Origin of the sequence: Belnapia moabensis DSM 16746 (assembly GCF_000745835.1) — a bacterium.
Classification (GTDB): domain Bacteria; phylum Pseudomonadota; class Alphaproteobacteria; order Acetobacterales; family Acetobacteraceae; genus Belnapia; species Belnapia moabensis.
This window is the reverse complement of sequence record NZ_JQKB01000279.1, coordinates 1-1,325: the sequence shown is the minus strand read 5'-3', so window position 1 is coordinate 1,325 and position 1,325 is coordinate 1. Positions and strand designations below refer to the sequence as shown.

Genomic DNA, 1,325 nt, shown 5'->3' with positions numbered 1-1,325 from the left:
TCGACGACGCTCTCGCCTTTATCGCCGCCGAGGGCTTTTTCTGGATCCATGCATCATGACGAGATCGTCACAGCATGTGCAAACTCAAGCTTAGCGCGGCTTCGGCCATTTCGCCGGGCTGAGGCGCCCCGGCCGGAGGACGGTCGCGCACCGACCCAGGAACCTTCGCGACATCCGGCTTCCAACCTGTTGGCCGCGGCGCAGCGCATGGTGCTTGCCTGCCGCGGTGCAGTGGCATGTGAAATTTGCGTTCCCGCCGCCGTGCTTGCGGTGCACTATCCGACCGCGAGCCTGTCCTGCTCACCGCCGCGACAGGCGTGCGCAACATGGCTCGCGTTAGCTGGAGGGACTGGAGATCGACTATCACGATGACTTAGCGGGGGCGGCCCATGTCCGGTCCTGACAGAAAGTCCCTGGACGGGCGGGTTGCTATTGTCACCGGCTGCGGCTCCCAGGGGCCGGGCTGGGGCAACGGCAAGGCGATTGCCGTCACCTTTGCACGCGCTGGCGCAACGGTGTACGGGATCGATCTCCACCATGAGGCGGGCAAGGAGACGCAGCGCCTGGTGGAGGACGAAGGGGGCCGTTTCGTGTTCGGTATTGGGGACGTGACGAAACGGGCGACGGTGGAAGCGCTGGTCGCCGATTGCGTCGAGAAGCTCGGGCGCGTCGATATCCTGGTCAACAATGTCGGCCTGTCGCTGCCCGGCGATCCCGCCACGATGGCGGAGGAGGTCTGGGATGCGCAGATCGAGCTGAATTTGAAGTCGGCCTTCCTCTGCACGAAGGCCGTGCTGCCCTTGATGGAGAGGCAGGGCAAGGGCGCCATCGTCTCGATCGCCTCCACTGCCGGCATTCGCTACACCGGCAAGCCGCAGGCGGCCTATGCGGCAGCCAAGGCCGGCCTGATTCAGTTCAGCCGCGTGGTGGCGGTCGATTACGCGCGGCGCGGCGTCCGGCTCAACTGCGTGCTGCCGGGGCTGATCGAGACGCCGCTCGTCGAGAAACTTGCATCTCAATTCGCGAGCCGCGAGACCGGCACCGACCGCGACGCCTTCTTCCGACGCCGGCATGAGCAGGTGCCTATGGGACGCATGGGCGAGGCCTTCGATGTCGCCGAGGCTGCGTTGTTCCTGGCTTCAGAATCTGCGAAATACATTACCGGCACCGAGATCTTGGTCGACGGGGGGCTTTGCGCCGCCGTGAGGAACTGAGCCGCTGCTGCGGCTCATACCAAGTCTCCGAGAGCATGACTCTCTGGGGATTCCCAGACTGACGGCGCTCTGATTCAACGTGGCGAGCAGAGGAGCTTCGCCATGCCCATC

Annotated in this window: 1 protein-coding gene; it reads left to right on the top strand. The window is 64.8% G+C overall.

The annotated features are described in order from the left end of the window. Positions 1–389: 389 nt before the first annotated feature. A complete protein-coding gene (locus EP26_RS30855; protein WP_043345468.1) occupies positions 390–1,214 on the top strand; it encodes an SDR family NAD(P)-dependent oxidoreductase in 825 nt (274 codons plus the stop codon). Positions 1,215–1,325 lie beyond the last annotated feature (111 nt).

Bases quoted from the DNA above. Each gene is read 5' to 3' on its own strand.
- EP26_RS30855 (WP_043345468.1), top strand. From the start codon at position 390: ATGTCCGGTCCTGACAGAAAGTCCCTGGACGGGCGGGTTGCTATTGTC.